The organism is Paenibacillus hunanensis (assembly GCF_014645615.1).
GTDB classification, from domain to species: Bacteria; Bacillota; Bacilli; order Paenibacillales; family Paenibacillaceae; genus Saccharibacillus; species Saccharibacillus hunanensis.
Genome location: NZ_BMMB01000002.1, coordinates 511,974 through 528,367, shown reverse-complemented (window position 1 = coordinate 528,367; position 16,394 = coordinate 511,974). Strand labels below are relative to the sequence as shown.

The window sequence follows — 16,394 nt, the reverse complement described above, 5'->3', positions numbered from 1 at the left end:
AATATGTTCGTTACCTATACCAATCGGGCGAACGGTTCATGTATAATTGGGATATTATGTTGACTACGAATACACAGAAAGGCCAGGTTGCATCATGACGTTAACTTCTCCGGTATCGTTCACGGACAAATCGTATATCGCTCTGCTCAGCTTCGAGGAAGACCGAGGCTTTTTCCTGCATATCTCGTATGGCAGTCACGCCATCGAGCCGGAAAAGGCGCGGGATATCCAGCAGCTGGTCATGGGCTGCACGCTGTCCGGCGAGGAGCGCTGGCAGCTCAGCGCATCCGGTCATAGTGAATGCCTGCTGCGCCCTGATGAAGCAGGGACACTGTATGCTCGGCTATTGCGACTCTTGCCCGGTGCATTGGAAACGGATGAGGGTGCACCTGTGCAAGCGTATTGGGACAAGCATGCCGAAGCGGTGCTAGCAGGAAGTGCAGATGTAACAACAGCCACGCTGTATGAGGGTGATCGTGCACAGTATGAGCACGAGGAAGCAAGCTTTCTGGCTGATGCTACAGAGGCTATGCCAGAAGACCGAGCTTCGATCTACACGGCAGAGTCGGTATCCACACCGCGCATTCCGTATGAGGAAGCTACCTTTGAAACGGATTGGCATACCGAGGCACGCTGGCTGCTGGAAGGTCGACTCGAAGAACGGGATGGTGTTGGCACCGTTATGGCACTACCGATGATCGAGATCGGCGGTATACGCTATCCGGCTGTGGAATTATCGCGCCGTATGGGCTCGGCAGGCGCTATGATTCGGCTGGAGGATGGCAGTCAGGTGGAAACCGATCTGCTGCGTGAGCTTGGGCTGGGGCCGATGGGACGGATGGCAGATGGAACGCCACTGGAGCGCAATAGCCGTCTCACTCCACAGGAGATTATCCAGCGCGGCTCCGAGCGATTGCGTGGTCCGTGGGAAGAGATGGTGATCCCCGGGCTGGCACTGCCGGACGGACAGGGCGGATTATATGATCATTTTGAGTTTCTGTGTCGCTGGGGAATATCCGGTGCGATGCTGGGTGGTGTGATGGCGCAAAGTGAAGCACTGGGCGAATTTATTGCTGAGCGTATTCGGCGTTTTCCTTCGTGCCGAATCGCCTTAATCGGACGCAAAGCACTGCTGACCGAGCTACGGAAGCGCTGGTCATCGATGCTAGAGTCACACTGGCAAGAAGCATCGACAGGTAAAGCTGCCCAATCGGATTCGAATCGCTCACTCACCGTTGTCCCTGTAAGTCTGCTCAGTCAGCGAAATGCTGTCCTGCCGGGTGGTGTGGATATTGCGATCTATCTGGAACCGGATGAAATGACCGCCGATGTATCCAGTAAAATGTATCGCGCGATGAACAAGATCAATGCGCGTATTCGCTTATCTATTTTCACGGAAAATGAAATGCTGGACGATCCACATCTGCGTACAGCACAAACGAGTCTGCTCAAGCTATTTCATTCGGTCGTGCGGGAATATGCGATTGCTGATCCAGAGCATCCATTAACCGAGCTGCCACCACCGTATACGATGCTAGTGCGTCGTGCTGCACAACCGGGATTGCCGCAAATGGCGCGTACAGGTGGCTTTACCGAGCTGGAGCTGGGAACAGCGGAGCGTGGCTTGCGCATTCCACCGCGTGCTGAGGCGATGAATGCTTCGCACATGCCGCAGCGGGAGGCTCAAGCGGAACCATGGGATTCCGCTGCCACGCGAATGCCCTATCGTCAGACCAAACAGCCTACAGTGGACATGCCATCTAGTGCTTCTTCCAAGCCAGCGATGGATCATCAGAGTAAGTCGGAACGGATGGAAGGGCTACTACAGGAATTGTCCCGTCAGGGCATTCATATTCAGCGTCCTCCAGCCTTTGTACAGCCAACATCGGAAAAGGAGCAGGCGGAAGGACGCTATCCTGATGAATATACGCCGCATACTGCTTATGCAGGAGCGGAGCTTGAGCTACCGCATACTGAAGCAAGTACACGCCGCTTGTACGTACCGCCAGCCGTGTCGGCAGAAGCAGAGGAAGATGCTGCGAGCTGGGAACGCTTGAATGCTAGTTCGACCGGATCGGGATCAGCTGGATCAGGCTGGATGAATGGAACGGATACAGCATCATTGAATTGGACAGAAGCTAAGGATACGGATTATCCGAATCCAGCACCATCCGAGACTGCCGATGGGGATAGCTCTGTGCAGAATACATCGTTGAAGATACCACAGCGAAATGAAACTGATTCTACAGCCATACTACTGGATGCAGATGTACACGATGAGAACACTTCATCGTCATCGACCGAGTTGTTCGTTACTCATTCGACTCTGCATTCGGATCAGACGGATGCTATTCATACTCTTGCCGAGAGAGAGAATGGACAGCAACGCAGTGAAGCGCCAATTCTGTTGTCGCGTACAGATGGCATTTCCTATGCCATCCCAGCACCGGACGAGCCATTACCAGAGCGAGACGATTCCAGCTTTATAGCGAAGCAGGATCAGTCGATGCAGGGAAGCTCGTCACGGACATCTTCCGAGCAGGAGATATTGTCACTGGAGCCGATGTTTGACGCGTATCCACCGTCGACAACGGGCATGACAGCCTTTGATCAATCTGCGGCAACGATGGGACGCTCCATGTCAGCGATTCAGAGTGCCGAATATGTATTTGCACTGCGTGCCCATGAAATGGCAGATCAGGTGGAGGAAGAGGCTGAGTTTGTGCCCTTTATGAGCTATTGGCCAACCTACGAGAGTATGACCTGGCGGCAGAAGCGCTGGTATTTTTACTGGCGCAATGAGGTGCGTCAGGAGCGTTATCCGGCAACGGATTTATCGTATATTTTCCTGCTCTGCTATGAAGTGATCAATGGAGCAGGCTGGCACGAGCCACTGGACGGCTATCATATGCTCATGAACCTCTGGCGTCAGTATCGTCACCGCTTTGGCAAGCTGGATCGATATTTGCCACCGTGGATCGTCGATTTTGCACAGGTGCATGAATTGGATGAATCGCTATTAGAGCTGTTACTGGAATCGCCGCGACATGTTCCAACGGAGCTGACTGATCTGGAATGGGAGCGACTGCTACTAGCCTCTCCTGTAAAGGTGCCAATGGAGCTACTACCATCGCTACTCGATTACGATCTGGAGCGGAGCCGCTTTTATGCCGATGAAGGCAAGGAAGCGATGAACGAATATATTCCTAAAGTACTGGCTGCGATAGATGCCTTTTTGGAACGTCAGCAGGGAAGTCGTCTGCTCGGGCTATTCCGCCCACCCGTCTATCGGGAGAGCGAGCGCTACCTGTTCCGCAGTGCAGTCTACGACTCTACACGTCATGGGCGTACCTGCACCGTGCGTCGTTTACCGCTGACAGAGCATGCGCCGCTACGAGAATTTCTAACCGGCATTGTGAAGCTGACGGAAAATGAACTGCGTAAGCAGCTCAACGTTAATGGGCGACTACGTATCCAGCCGCCAGTCGAGCCGGAGATCGCTCGTCTGATCGAACGCTATATCCGACGTGCCTTTACCATACCGGAGGAACAGGCAGCGCCGCGTCGTGTTGAGATCGACCCGGCATTGCTGGAACGGTTGCAGGCGGATTCCGCAGTTGTGCGTGATATGCTAACCTTACGTGAGGAAGAGAAGGAAGCGATCCGTCAGGAGCAGCAGGCCGAGCAGGCCTATGCGGAGTGGGCAGCCGCTGCCGCGCAGTCGACCGCTGCGAAAATGGCAGAGCGAAGCGAGACAGAAGCGGATGAAGCGAATGCTACATCGATACAGCATGAATCGATATATGAATACGAGGAAATGGATGAGCTTGTCGTACCCGGAGCGATCCATATGCTGGACGAGGTGGAGTCAACCACTGCTATACCGAATGAACAAGTCTCGGCGGAGTATCGTGAACAGGATACGCACCACGCATGGGATACAAACGCAGAGCCTATCACTGAGGAAGCTTCGTTTATAGAGCAACAGACTGAACAAATGGAGCCATCCCTGCTGGAAGTAGCCCCATTTGTTCATGCAGCAGGAAGCGGCAATACCTTGCATTCTGCCTTTGTATCCAATGAGCAGGAGCTTGATGTTTCTGCCCATCATGGTCATGAGGAAGCATCCAAGCCGGTAGCGGCGACATCGTCCGCTGCGAGACTGCTGGATGTGTCAGAGATGGACGAGGAATGGCAGGATTGCCTGCTAGCGATGCAGCCGCAGCATATCGAGCTGCTGGCTGCGATGCTGGATGATGCGGACGAGCATACACTGCAAGGCGTGGCAGCACGCTATGGCATGATGGCAGCACTGCTGGCTGACGAGGTCAACGATCTGGCAATGGATCATATCGGTGATCTGTTGCTGGATGATGGTGCGGTTATGGAAGAATACAGATCATTGCTGGATGCAATCATCATGAGGTGAACTGGAAAATGAATGATGTGAAAATACCAAAACGTGTCACGACCGCACTGGTGAATTCGTTTGCCGCAGGTGTAGTGCCGAGAATCGGCTTAGAGCATATCGCGGTCGGACGCAAATATGAGATTGAGTCCATTTTACGTGAGCTGGACAATGTTGCCGATGGTGGCGCTGCGTTCAAGCTCATTACCGGACGCTATGGTAGCGGAAAAAGCTTCCTGCTACAAATGGTACGCAACTACGCGATGGATCGCGGCTTTATCGTGGCTGATGGCGATCTGTCGCCAGAGCGCCGCCTGACTGGAGCCAAAGGGCAGGGATTGGCAACGTATCGCGAGCTGATGACCAATCTGTCTACACGCACCCGCCCAGATGGTGGAGCACTGGAATCAATGCTGCAAAAATGGATTTCCACCCTGCAACAGCAGGTGATGGAAGAACAACGTGTACCTGCCGATGATCCAACGATTGGCATCGAGGTACAGCGCCGTATCCATGCGGTCACAGCCGAAATGGAAGGCTGGGTGCATGGCTTTGATTTTGCCAAAGTATTATCGGCGTACTGGCAAGGCATTCGCTTGAACGAGGATGCACTCAAGCAATCTGCACTTCGCTGGCTACGTGGAGAATACCAGACGCGTACCGAAGCCAAGCGTGAGTTGAATGTGAGCGTTATTATCGATGATGATGGCTGGTATGACTATATGAAGCTATGGGCGGAATTTGCTGCTCGGATCGGCTATAAGGGCTTACTGCTGTTTATCGATGAAGGCGTGAATTTATATAAAATTTCGAATAGTGTCTCGCGGCAGAGTAACTATGAAAAGCTACTGACGATTTTTAATGATACGATGCAGGGCAAGGCTGGACATCTGGGCGTATTCGTTGGCGGTACTCCGCAATTCGTGGAAGACCCGCGGCGTGGATTGTACAGCTACGAGGCGCTACGCTCGCGACTGGCGGAAAGTCGATTTGCGGCTAGCAGCACGAAAAATTTCGCTGGCCCGGTCATTCGTCTGGAGATGCTGTCCCATGAAGAAATTCTGCTCATGCTGCAAAAGCTACGCGATATTCACAGTCAGCATTACAAATATGACATAGTGCTGGAACAGCAGCAGCTTGTCGCCTTTATGCAGACGGCAGTCGGCAGACTGGGTGCAGATGAGCTACTCACTCCGCGTGAAGTGGTACGCGACTTTGTCGATCTGCTGAACACGCTCCATTTTAACGAGGAATTGAGCTTTGATATGTTGCTCGGCGAGCTGGCGGCAACTCCTGCACCAGCGATTTCGACACCGGAGCAGGCTTCCTCGCCTGCTAGAGCTAACGCGACCAATCCGGCGCGTGGACCTATCGCCTCGGCACAGCCAGATGAAGTGGATGACTTTCTGGCGGAGTTTGACCTGTGAGCGGGCATCCGTTTTATCGGTTGGCGCCGTTTATTCAGGAGTACATCTATCGTAGTGGCTGGAAGGAACTGCGTGAGGCGCAGGTAGAGGCATGTCGGGTGCTGCTCGATACACCGCATCATCTGCTAATCGCCTCTGGCACAGCTTCCGGGAAAACGGAAGCCGCCTTTTTCCCGGCGCTAACGGCACTATATGAACAGCCGTCTAGCTCGGTCGGCATTCTATATATCGGCCCGCTCAAGGCGCTGATCAACGACCAGTATGAACGGTTAAAAGGCGTACTGCGTGACGAAGAGATTCCAGTCTGGCACTGGCATGGCGATGTACCGCAATCGCATAAAACGAAGCTGGTGCAAAATCCTTCTGGCATCCTGCAAATTACACCGGAATCGCTGGAAGGGCTACTCATGAACAAGCCGAATGCCATTCCAGCATTATTCGGTGATCTGCGCTATATTGTGGTGGATGAGGTGCATGCCTTTATGGGTGTCGATCGTGGCGTTCAGGTGCTGGCACAGCTCTCTCGCATTCAGCGGATGGCAGGCTGCCGTCCACAGCGCATCGGTCTGTCTGCGACATTGAGTGATTACGAGAGTGCATGTGCCTGGTTAAGCTCGGATACAGGGCAGCCGGTTGAGGTTGTCTCACCACAAGGATCGCGCAAGCTACGCCTCAGTGTCGAGCATTTCTCCTTCCCGGATGCGCGCAATGAGGAGCAGGCACAGCAGCTCGAATATGCGCAGCAAGCGTATCATAATTTCATTTACGATCAGACGCATCATAAAAAGGCGCTGATCTTTACTAACAGTCGTTCGGATGCGGAATATTTAACACTGGAAATGCGCCGTGTAGCTGCCAAACGGCAGGAGCCGGACATTTTCCATGTGCATCATGGCAGCATCTCGGCGATGCTGCGTGAGGAAGCCGAAGCCGCACTGCGCGAAGGCTATGGGCCCGCTGTAGCAGCCGCTACTCTCACACTGGAGCTAGGTATCGATCTTGGTGAGCTGGAGCGTGTCATTCAGCTTGGCGCACCGTATTCGTGTTCGAGCTTTGTCCAGCGGCTTGGACGCTCGGGGCGACGTGAGGGTGCTGTATCGGAAATGATCTTCGTTTGCCCGGAGGAAGAGGATGAAGAAGCACAGCTTCCGGCACGTATGCCATGGATGATGCTACGCGCGATTGCGGTGATCGAGCTGTATGTGCGTGATCGCTGGGTCGAGCCATTTCAGGCGCGCCGCTTGCCGATCGGGATCCTGTATCATCAGACGATGAGTACGCTCAAAAGTATGGGCGAAGCCGAGCCTGCGGAGCTGGCGCGTGCGATTATGACACTGCCACCATTTCGTGAATTCACGGTGGAGCAGTATCAGCAATTTTTGCAATACTTGCTTCAGCTGGATCATATTCAGCGTACGGAGGAAGGCACGCTCATCATTGGGATGGCAGGCGAGAAGATCGTGAATAATTTTCGCTTTTATGCGGTATTTAAGGATGATGAGGAGCATTCGGTGTATCATGGCTCGGAAGAGATCGGTTCGATCACAACCGTACCGCCGCCGGGCTACTGCTTCTCCCTTGCAGGCAAGCTATGGAAGGTTGAGGAGATCGACAGTCGCCACAAGGCGGTCTATGTGAAGTCATCTCAAGGTAAGGTCGATACGCTCTGGCTCGGTGCCGGGGGCGATGTCGATACCCGTGTCATGCAAAAAATCCGTGATATCCTCGCGTCGTCGGAGCTATATTCTTACCTTGCGCCTAATGCAGCAGCACGTCTGGAGCGTGCACGCAGACTGGCACGGGAAACAGGACTATTGCAAACGCCTGTTTTACCAGCGGGCGGCGATTCCTGCTTCGTGCTGCCATGGATGGGCAGCAAGCCATTTCGCACGCTGGAGCGTCTGCTCAAGCACAATCTGGCAGAACGCCTCGGACTGCGCGCAGTGACGCCGATGGAGCCATATTATTTCGTCGTGTCCGGCAAAGCCGATGCGTATGAGCTGATGGCGGAGATGATCGCTGAGTGCAAGCGCATCGACTTCCCGGAGCAGCTACTGAGCGATGAAGAAGCGCCTTATCTGGGCAAGTACGATGAATTCATTCAGCCTGGATTGGTGCGTCAGGCATTCGCTGCGGATGGACTGGATCTGGAAGGTATGAAAGAAGCGTTGCTCGCGATTGGTAATGTGCACATCAATTTGCAGCCACAAGCCGATAATGAAGTCAGGGAGCCTTAATTCCCTGGCTTTTTTGGCACGCTCATGACAAAGTTGACAAAGGAACACTTATTACATATACTCTACTTATTAAAAGTAAGTATTGGTAATATCCTTATGTTGCTACTACAAATAAAGATACTGAAAACCAGGTGGAAAGGAGAAGCCGATGAGCTTGAATGCAGAAGTTGTTATTGTGGGTGCAGGGCCGGGCGGAGCACTGCTTGGATACCTGCTTGCTGCGAGCGGTGTAGAGGTTATTTTACTGGAGCGGCATGCAGGGATCGATAAGGAGTTTCGCGGGGAGCATCTGAATGCGCAGGGCGAGCAAATTTTACGCCAGCACGGTCTGTACGGACATGTTCAGCAAGCAGGACTTTTGCTGATGGAACGTGTAGAATATTTTCAGCAGGGCCAAATTGTCAAAACGATCTTACCCGCTCCTGGGGAGCAGCACACCGGTATTCATGTTCCGCAAAAAAATCTGCTACAGGCGCTAATCGGCCAATCCCTTCCTTATCCAAACTATCGTTTGATGATGGATAGCAGTGTGACCGAGCTGTTGCACGATCCGATTAGCGGTGCGGTAAACGGGGTAAAAGTGCGTCATCGGGGCGAAGAATTGACAATTAATAGCAAACTGGTCATTGGTGCGGACGGTCGTTATTCCACTGTGCGCAAGCTGGCTGGGATTGGCACGCAAATATTAAAGCACGGCTTCGATCTGCTCTGGGCGCGTATTCCTGCACCGAAGGGCTGGCCAGCGACCGTGCGGATGGCACTTGCCAAGCAAGCACAGCTAGCGCTGTTTAGCCAGCAAGGAGGGTATATTCAGATCGGTTGGAATATTCCACAGGATAGCTTTCCTTCGCTGCGCAAGACACCGGTTGAGCCATTTACCGAAGCGCTGATCGAATCGTTCCCTGAGCTAGAAGAGAAGGTACGACGTCATTTGCGTGCATGGAATGATTTTGTGCTGCTCAAGGTGCAGAGCTGTGTGTGCGATACCTGGGTGCAGCCTGGTCTGGTTATTATGGGCGATGCGGCACATACGTTTAGTCCGACAGGCGCGATCGGTGTGAATAGCGCTATGAAGGACGCACATGTGCTGGCACCACTGATCATCGACGCACTTCACGCAGATGACACGGGACTGGCAAGACTCAAGCAATTTGAACAGCTTCGTCAGCAGGAAACACGCGCTGAGCTGGCTAGCCAGTTTGCACGCGAAGCTGGCTTTAGCGGACAATTTCCTGCTTATCAATTCTGAAGACAGTATGTAAATACAAGCAGCAATTGTTATAATCATTATGCTGCAAAGTTTTTAGTCATCCTATTTTTTTAATTAAACGTATCTATAATTGATAAGATACATATAATTTGGAGGTAACTTATAATGATTAATCCGAAAATCAACAATGCACTTGAAGAGTATATTCAAATTGTACCAAGTCAAGATAAGTCGATCTATCTGGTTGGTCCCATTCGCTTGCCTATCAATCTAGATGGAGAAACGGTTATCTTCCAATGGTATTGCTGGGTACGCTGCGATACATTGCCAGGTGGAGAATGTGGCAATCCGAACATCGACCATGCGTCGATCATTGAGATGCTGTCCTCGTCCAATCTGGCAGAAGCGCAGCAATCGAGCGTACTCGTCTATGGTGACTTCAAAGGCTCACCGGATGCGCTCATTCGGATGCACAGCATTTGCCATACCGGTGATATTTTCGGCAGCAAGCGTTGCGACTGCGGCTATCAGCTGAAGCAGTCGATGAAAATGATCGTAGCTCACGGCACGGGCGCACTATTCTATCTGGCGAATCACGAGGGACGCGGCATCGGCTTGTTCAGCAAAGCGATGGCATACGTGCTGCAAGAGCAAGGTCTGGATACCGTCGAAGCGAATCTGGAGCTGGGCTTTGAGGATGATATGCGTAACTATGATGATGCGATCGCTGTCTTGAATCAGCTGCGTCAGCTGCCAGTTACACTGATCACAAACAATCCACGCAAGCTGGAAGCACTCAAGCGCTCCGGTGCAGGGGTGAGTGGGCGGATTCCGCTATGGGGCGACATTTCTGAGTTTAACGAGAAGTACTTGAAAACGAAAGTGAAGCGCTCCGGTCACTTTGGTAGCGGCCCACTGAATAATACAATTGCAGAATAAATTCTTAATGTACTAAGAAATAGAAGCTTTATTATGTAATGATGTAATTAGATACTAAATACCTGTAATCTAATTAAGTGTCTAAATGAGTAGAACACCTCCTAAAGAGCATTTACTTCAATAAAATTTGTTTTCAATGTTTTTAGTAGATTGGGATAGCTAAGATTTTTCTAAAAGCACAAAAGAAAATCATACCTAACTTTAGAATGTAAAGTACATGTAAATCTGATATGGTAGAAATAGGAATCGTTTGGTAAAATTCGTAGACAGAGTAGCAGATACAAATCAAGGAGAGATAGAGAGAATCATCCATATTAGCATTGCATCTGTTCCTTTTTAGATATCGCGGCAGGAGGTGAGTTTCTTGGAAGAGCTTAAGAAGATGGAAGAGTATATCGAAATTGAGCGCCGGGAACTTAATGACATGGTACAGTACTATGATCTTCATGACCACCGCGTATTGGACCAGTCGAGAAGAGTTGATTCTATACTTAATCAGTACAATCTTTTGAAGCAGACATTACTAGGTACTCGCAGTTCAATCGTAGGGTCGATGTAGAAGGACATATACTTACGGTGTGGGCGCAATGGACTTTTAGCTGGCTCGTTATACGGCTGGTGATGGAGTCGATGGCTACACATAGGATAGCGAAGCAACATTTTAGCAAGGGTACGTTAGTTTGGAATATAGGAATGATGTTCATGCCTCCATGGAAATGGGGGCTTTTTTGTTACTATCCGTGAGGGGAGCGGACACCGCTCCGGCAAGGAATAAGGGGATGGACTCGGGTGGAGCCGCGGGAATCTTTTGGAATTGGGATAAAATGAAGATTCCCGCCCCTCGTAAGCAGTAAGATATTTTGCTTCGCAAAAATCACTTTTCATTGAACCCCGTGTTAGGAAAGCACTAACACTATAAGTCGTCCTGTCCCCTTATTTCCTTGCCTTCGCTCTGTGCTTGTCGCAGACGAATGGTAGGACAAAATATAAAATCCTTTTAGCAGGTATAAGTAGGCTTTTGAATTGTAACAGTACCTTATGTATTGTTTGTGAATTTAAGTGAGTTTTCAGCAGTTCAATCTACAACAAGTTAGCTACTCAAATACTCTCAAGAAAAATATGTAGATTCAAAATTCACAAGCTCAGAAGTTCGTAACCCCGTAACCCCGTAACCCCGTAACCCCGTAACCCCGTAACCCCGTAACCCACAATACTTGAGACGCGCAGTCTTGCAGGTTCTAAATCTAAATACTGAGGTGTACCCAAAGCTCAAATATTCAAACATTTCATATAGTCTCCTGCTTAATCAAATGTTCATCGATTCAAAAGATTGAAGACATATAACAACTAACTCATTAGATAGCGATGATATATCTAACCTAAAGGAACCTATGCAATCAAACTCTAATATATAGCTAGCATCACCGAATAGAAGCAATTAACGTAGGCAGTTGTTAGGAATAGAGACAGGCATAGCCATTCAGAAAAAACACCGCCTATCAGCTCGTATGGAGCGGGTAGGCGGTGTTGGTTGTATATGCGTTTGTGGCTCGTTCTATTAGGCGTAGAGCTTAATCGATGATATATAGGGTCAGATTCTGCTCTATATTTATCGATAAGGATCAAGTCGATAAGGAGCAGATATCTTAAATGCCTTGAGCACCTTGAAAATACCTTATAGATCGAGCTTTTATTTCACATCGATCATTAGCAGTTAATGATCTTTAGAAATTAAAGTTATCTGGGTCTGGGCCGGTGCGTTCGTTTTTGTTGAGGGCGCTCAGCTGGTCGATTTCGTCGGTAGTCAGCTGGAAGTCGAAAATGTTGGCGTTGTCGGCGATGCGTTCAGGTTTAACAGAACGAGTTAGAACGACTACACCTTTATCGAGTACCCAGCGCAGCAGAACCTGTGCAGGGCTTTTGCCGTATTTGTCTGCGATGGTTTTGACCACATCGTTATCGAACAGCTTACCGCGTGCGAGTGGTGACCATGCTTCGACTTGGATGCCTTTTTGTGTGCAGTAGTCGAGCAGTTCATTTTGTGTCAGCAGCGGGTGGAATTCCACCTGATTGACTGCTGGGACGACTTCGGCATCTGCGAGCAGGTCGTCCAGATGGTGTGGCTGGAAGTTACTTACACCGATGGCACGGATGCGGCCGTCTTTGTACAGCTTTTCCATTGCGCGCCAGGAATCTTTATATTTGCCTTTGACTGGCCAGTGGATCAGGTATAGATCCAGCACATCCAGTCCTAATTTGTCCATCGTTGCATCGAATGCAGCCAGTGTGGATTCATAGCCCTGATCGGCATTCCACAGCTTGGATGTCACGAACAATTGATCACGTGGGATGCCGGATTCGCGGATCGCTTTGCCGACACTTTCCTCGTTTTTATAGGCAGCAGCGGTATCGATCAGTACATAGCCTGCTTCGATCGCTGCATTAACGGATGTAGTTGCATCTTCGCCTTCTTCTACTTGCCATACACCCAGACCGAACCATGGGATTTCCACACCATTGTTCAGTTTAACGGTAGTTTTGATATCTGTAGTCATTTGTGATTCCTCCCTTTGGATTGCTTTTAGGCTCACTATAGAACATACCCTAATCTGAGCGAATTAATCTGAATTCATTAGAAAATCACGGAATTGCGCTGACGTTGATACTTGCCGATTATGTTGAGAAAGCCCGTTTGGTTGGAGAGTTGAGCATCAATGGAATAGGTGAGAAGGGTATAGAAAAAGTAGGTGTACGGTAAGAACAGTGATGGCAGTAAAAGCAGTAAAAGCAGTAAAAGCAGTAAAAGCAGTGAGGTTATTAAAAGTAGCAAAAGTAGCAAAAACGGCAAGAACATTAAGAATGTCAAAGACAGCAAGAACAACAAAAGCAGTATGAGCTTAATTAAAGATCAGTTAAATGATGCTTCGTATTTTAAAATAATGACATAGACTTGGATGGTACTTCATAGGATAGATACCTTTTTTTATTTCAATAGCAGGCTTGCTGTAAGGCTTGGAGTATCGATTTCAGGCTTTGCTTTAAGGCTGGGTCTGTGATAGTTCCGTCTTTGGATAGCTTTAACGTAATATGTGGGATCGTTAGTGCCATTTGCTGCGATACCTGGGCATTGATCATTTGTAGCGTAAGCAGTAAGGATTCATTAGCATAATTGCCGCCCAGAGGGGAGGGGGAAGCGGTAATAACAGCGGTAGGCTTGTTCACAAATTCGCCAGAGGATACGATCCAATCGAGTGCGTTTTTGAGTGCGCCGGGTACGCCATTTCCATATTCCGGGCTACAAATGAGAACCCCATCGGCTCCATCAATCTGTGTTCTCAAGCTTTGAACAGGCAGAGGGCCATGATCGGTGTCCAGATCTGGATTGAAATGGGGCAAGTCGCCTAGACCCGTGTAGGTGGTAAAGATCAGCTGGCTAGGAGCGAGTCCAATCATGGCGTTCATTAATAATGTATTGGAGGACGACTGGCGGAGACTTCCCGAGATCGCAAGTATGCGGAATGGATGGTTCATAAGTGAATCTCCTCTCTTGTGTAAGTAGAGTATGTAATGATCGTACGGTTAGCTATACAGGCAAAGCTGTCTTATTCAGTATATATGACTACAAACTAAAGTTGAATCAAGATTGGCTGTATGAAACAGGGTACAGGAATAGTAATATCGAGAGTTTGGTGAGCTACATCGCAATAAGCTCCAATGGGACGCGAGTAAAGGAACAACAATATGGAGTGTTTGGAAAAAGAGGAGCACGATTAGCAACATTGCAGAGCTGTGGATAGTAAGCGAAAACGGAGCGACAACCCATAGTACAGGGTTGCCGCTCCGTTTTCATTCGAATCATAATACGATTTTTACAGTAGTGCAGAATAAGCTTTATTTTACCTGTATTTCATTATCCTTGGACGTAGCAGGGTAAATATAACCAGGGCTGCCTGCGCCTAATCCTGTATACAGAAGGCTAGCAGCGGCAACGACAAGTAGCAATAACGGAATCGTCCAGCTGTTGGAGACGTCATGCAAAATACCGAACAAGGTCGGGCCACATGCTGCCAGCAGGTATCCGATCGATTGTGCCATACCGGAAACCTCAGTCGCTTGCTCTGGCGTACGCGTACGCAGATTGAAGAACATCATCGATAGACTGAATGATGCTGCCCCGGCGATGCCGATTAGAATCAGGCAGATCGCAACCAGCACAATATGACCACCGCCAAAGATAAGCCCTGCCAGTCCGAGCAGATACAGCGCAACCGTCACCAGCACGAGCAGACGCTGTGTTGCCAGACGTGCCGCCAGAATCGGTACTAGAAAGTTAAACGGTAGCATCGAGAATTGCATCAGCGACAGCATATAGCCGGCTTGCAGACGTGTTAACCCCTGCTGCTGCAAAATATCCGGCAGCCATGCGATCGACACATAGAAAATCAGCGACTGCATCCCCATGAAAAATGTAATTTTCCACGCTAGCGGTGAACGCCATACGCTCTCACCAGCCCGTTGTGTACGCTTCGCCAGCCGTGCAACGCGATTGTGACGCAGCTGGGTTGTCCAGAATAACAGCGCAGCCGTTCCCAGCACCGTCCATGTCAAAATCGATCCTTTCCAGCCGAGTCCACCATTCATCGCCAGCGGTAAGCTCACCGCCGACGCGAGCGCAGCGAACACATTGGTACAGATCGAATAAATGCTTGTCATAATTCCGATGCGATGTGGGAATTCGCGTTTGATCAAGCCCGGCAAAATAACATTAACCACCGCAATCGCGAGTCCCGTCAAAAATGTACCGAGAATCAACAACGTCAGCCCGCCAAATGGACGCAGCCAGCCCCCAATAACAAGCACGATCAGCGAGAAGAAAATAATCTTTTCCATGCCATAGCTACCTGCCAGCTTCGCCACAAAAGGCGATAATAGCGCAAAGGCAAGCAGTGGAATCGTGGTTAGAAAGCCAGCCATCGTATTCGAAATTGGAAAGTCGCCCCGAATCAGATCCAGCAGCGGACTGAGGCCTGTAATCGGACTACGCATATTAAACGAAACAAACAAAATACAAAACAATAGAAAAGCGGGATTCCGCAGCGGCGTGCTCATCCCAGCCGGTTGCAACGTTCGATTCATGATGTGTGATTCTCCTCTATATGATTCTGATCCAAACGCAGGTTGGCTGAATCGGTATCACTGGAAGTCGTATTCGATACCGTATCTGCCTTATTGTCGATCAGTATATTTTTAAAATGTCCAATATAATCATCCACAATCGCAGCCGCCTGTGCTTCATTACGTTCACGAATGGCTGCAATCAGATTACGATGTCCCGTATGATCGCCATCGCTACTTACCTCGGTCGTGCTCATGATCGACATCTGAATGCGTTCAAATAGATGCTGATACAGATCAACCAGCAGCGCATTTCCAGAAGCCTCCACAATCATCTGATGCAAATGCATGTCCACATCGACAAACTGCTCAATCTGCTCTGCCGCCCGATGCTGCTCGCACAGTCCAGCATAATGCTCCATCGCTACAAGCTGTTCCTCCGTGCGCCGCGCACACGCAAGCACCACCGCTTCGCGATCCAGCGCATGACGAACCTCCAAAATCTCAATCGCACTGGAGCTACTCAGCCGCTTCTGCAACACCGGCCCGAGCGGACTGTCAGCCACCACAAACGTACCGTCTCCCTGCCGTGTAGACAACAACCCCACATGCACCAGCGCCCGCACCGCTTCTCGTAGCGTATTGCGACTCACCCCAAACTGCTCCATCAAATCCGCTTCCTTCGGAATCCGCATCCCCACCTGCCATGCCCCACTCCGAATCTGCTGCTCCAACCGCTCACAAAGCTGCTCCACCAGCGATTTTTTCTCCAATTTATCAAAAATAATAATCCCCTCCAGAAGGTCAGTTTACGTTGTAAAAGATAAGATATTTTGCTTCGCAAAAATCATTTTTCATCGAATCTATACTAGGAACCCACGCCAGAAATTCGCTAATACTGCAAGGAGCCTGTAACCTTTATCTTCTTCTCACAGTTATATACTTATGGCATCATGCACTATCAGTGCGATGAAATGAATTTCTATTTATCGTAACGTAACTTGCACTGCACCACATTCTTAGCAATTCAAATAAGACAATTTCACATACAAAATGAC

The 16,394-nt window shown here is 49.8% G+C and carries 11 protein-coding genes; 7 read left to right on the top strand and 4 right to left on the bottom strand.

Annotated elements, in window-relative coordinates; translation table 11 throughout:
- Window positions 1–94: 94 nt before the first annotated feature.
- The 6 genes from IEX62_RS05660 (at window position 95) to IEX62_RS23920 (ending at window position 10,780) form a co-directional block, all read left to right on the top strand.
- Window positions 95–4,429 carry a TerB N-terminal domain-containing protein gene (locus IEX62_RS05660; RefSeq protein WP_188774429.1) on the top strand — a complete coding sequence of 1,445 codons (4,335 nt, stop codon included), beginning with the start codon at window positions 95–97 and terminating at the stop codon, window positions 4,427–4,429.
- Window positions 4,430–4,437: 8 nt separating this feature from the next.
- A complete protein-coding gene (locus tag IEX62_RS05655) occupies window positions 4,438–5,835 on the top strand; it encodes an ATP-binding protein (protein ID WP_188774428.1) in 1,398 nt (465 codons plus the stop codon).
- Window positions 5,832–8,072, top strand: coding sequence for a DEAD/DEAH box helicase (locus IEX62_RS05650; protein ID WP_188774427.1), 2,241 nt, complete (start codon window positions 5,832–5,834; stop codon window positions 8,070–8,072). Before IEX62_RS05655 ends, IEX62_RS05650 begins: the two co-directional genes overlap by 4 nt.
- Before the next feature lie 148 nt (window positions 8,073–8,220).
- A complete protein-coding gene (locus tag IEX62_RS05645) occupies window positions 8,221–9,321 on the top strand; it encodes an FAD-dependent monooxygenase (RefSeq protein WP_188774426.1) in 1,101 nt (366 codons plus the stop codon).
- A 126-nt stretch (window positions 9,322–9,447) separates the two neighbouring features.
- Entirely contained in the window at window positions 9,448–10,221 is a 774-nt protein-coding gene (locus tag IEX62_RS05640) for a GTP cyclohydrolase II (protein WP_188774425.1), read from the top strand.
- A gap of 382 nt (window positions 10,222–10,603) precedes the next feature.
- Window positions 10,604–10,780 carry an aspartyl-phosphate phosphatase Spo0E family protein gene (locus IEX62_RS23920; protein ID WP_188774605.1) on the top strand — a complete coding sequence of 59 codons (177 nt, stop codon included), beginning with the start codon at window positions 10,604–10,606 and terminating at the stop codon, window positions 10,778–10,780.
- Window positions 10,781–11,945: 1,165 nt separating this feature from the next.
- On the opposite strand, the gene IEX62_RS05630 is transcribed toward IEX62_RS23920, so the two are convergent.
- The gene (locus IEX62_RS05630; protein WP_188774424.1) at window positions 11,946–12,776 is read right to left on the bottom strand and encodes an aldo/keto reductase; all 831 of its coding nucleotides are present in this window, start codon (window positions 12,774–12,776) and stop codon (window positions 11,946–11,948) included.
- Window positions 12,777–12,984: 208 nt separating this feature from the next.
- Here IEX62_RS05630 and IEX62_RS23915 point away from each other — a divergent pair, with 208 nt between their 5' ends.
- Window positions 12,985–13,116 (top strand): hypothetical protein, encoded by a 132-nt coding sequence (locus IEX62_RS23915; RefSeq protein ID WP_268239794.1) that lies wholly within the window; start codon window positions 12,985–12,987, stop codon window positions 13,114–13,116.
- Between the two features lie 93 nt (window positions 13,117–13,209).
- On the opposite strand, the gene IEX62_RS05625 is transcribed toward IEX62_RS23915, so the two are convergent.
- The 3 genes from IEX62_RS05625 to IEX62_RS05615 all read right to left on the bottom strand — a co-directional run bounded on the left by IEX62_RS05625 (window position 13,210) and on the right by IEX62_RS05615 (window position 16,121).
- Complete coding sequence (locus IEX62_RS05625; RefSeq protein ID WP_188774423.1) at window positions 13,210–13,752, bottom strand: NADPH-dependent FMN reductase; 543 nt, start codon at window positions 13,750–13,752, stop codon at window positions 13,210–13,212.
- Window positions 13,753–14,112: 360 nt separating this feature from the next.
- Window positions 14,113–15,357, bottom strand: coding sequence for a CynX/NimT family MFS transporter (locus tag IEX62_RS05620; protein ID WP_229685628.1), 1,245 nt, complete (start codon window positions 15,355–15,357; stop codon window positions 14,113–14,115).
- Entirely contained in the window at window positions 15,354–16,121 is a 768-nt protein-coding gene (locus IEX62_RS05615; protein WP_188774603.1) for a FadR/GntR family transcriptional regulator, read from the bottom strand. The genes IEX62_RS05620 and IEX62_RS05615 overlap by 4 nt, the downstream gene beginning before the upstream one ends.
- Window positions 16,122–16,394: the final 273 nt, after the last annotated feature.

Coding starts and splice junctions, on each gene's coding strand:
- IEX62_RS05660 (WP_188774429.1), top strand. CDS start 95: ATGACGTTAACTTCTCCGGTATCGTTCACGGACAAATCGTATATCGCT.
- IEX62_RS05655 (WP_188774428.1), top strand. CDS start 4,438: ATGAATGATGTGAAAATACCAAAACGTGTCACGACCGCACTGGTGAAT.
- IEX62_RS05645 (WP_188774426.1), top strand. CDS start 8,221: ATGAGCTTGAATGCAGAAGTTGTTATTGTGGGTGCAGGGCCGGGCGGA.
- IEX62_RS05640 (WP_188774425.1), top strand. CDS start 9,448: ATGATTAATCCGAAAATCAACAATGCACTTGAAGAGTATATTCAAATT.
- IEX62_RS23920 (WP_188774605.1), top strand. CDS start 10,604: ATGGAAGAGTATATCGAAATTGAGCGCCGGGAACTTAATGACATGGTA.
- IEX62_RS05630 (WP_188774424.1), bottom strand. CDS start 12,776: ATGACTACAGATATCAAAACTACCGTTAAACTGAACAATGGTGTGGAA.
- IEX62_RS05625 (WP_188774423.1), bottom strand. CDS start 13,752: ATGAACCATCCATTCCGCATACTTGCGATCTCGGGAAGTCTCCGCCAG.
- IEX62_RS05620 (WP_229685628.1), bottom strand. CDS start 15,357: ATGAATCGAACGTTGCAACCGGCTGGGATGAGCACGCCGCTGCGGAAT.